Genomic DNA, 853 nt, shown 5'->3' with positions numbered 1-853 from the left:
GGGAAGATGCAGAGCGTCAGTGGTAGTTGTGGGTGAGGTAGTGATCTAGAGGGGCAGAAGACGACAGAAAACGAGACGCGTAAGAGCGTCGGAAGCGTCGGTGTGTATAAGAGACAGGCCGAGGCGACACCCGCCGCCACCTGCGCATCGGCGACGTCGACCGACACACTCGACGAACTGGTGACCGCGAAGCGCGCCCCGCCGTCGGCGCTTCCCCCGATCGCCGCGACCGCGATCCCCGCGGGCACGCTGACCTGCACGGGGACGTTGCTGTTCGCGGCGGTGGAGCCGTTACCGAGCTGGCCGTTGCTGTTCGATCCCCACGCCCACACGGTTCCGTCCGTCTTGAGCGCGTAACCGGAGCCGATGCCGGCCACATTCGAGAGCCCCTGTACCGTCACGACACTCGGGGATGCCGCCGACGAACCGTTCCCCAGTTCGCCGTTCTCGCCATCGCCCCATGCCACGACCGTCTTGTCCGACAGCAGCGCATATCCGGTCTGTCCTGCGGCGGCGACTCGCGTCGCCGTGGAGATGCCCACCACGGCAGCGGGCGTGAAGCGGTTCGTCTCCTGTGCGGAACCGCTGCCCTGCTGCCCCTTGTAGTCTCCGCCCCACGCCATAACCGTGCCGTTCGAGACGACCGCGTATCCGGCCACCGACGTCGCCGCGATGTCCGTCGCGTTGCTCACGCCGCTCACCGTCACGGCGGTCGGCCGGTTGACGTTCGTGGTGTCACCCAACTGCCCGGCACCGTTGCGACCCCACCCGCGAAGGGTCCCGTCGTTGAGGAGGGCGAGACCGAACCACGATCCCCCCGCGACCTTCACCGCACCGGACACGCCGGCGACGG

General features: G+C 68.0%; 1 protein-coding gene. It reads right to left on the bottom strand.

Translation table 11 applies throughout. The features are described 5' to 3' along the window. A partial coding sequence (locus tag NS220_RS18470; protein ID WP_369406717.1) for an RCC1 domain-containing protein occupies positions 1–853 on the bottom strand: 853 nt, incomplete at both ends.

The organism is Microbacterium testaceum (assembly GCF_001476655.1).
Classification (GTDB): Bacteria; Actinomycetota; Actinomycetes; order Actinomycetales; family Microbacteriaceae; genus Microbacterium; species Microbacterium testaceum_C.
This window is presented reverse-complemented; position numbering and strand designations above follow the sequence as displayed.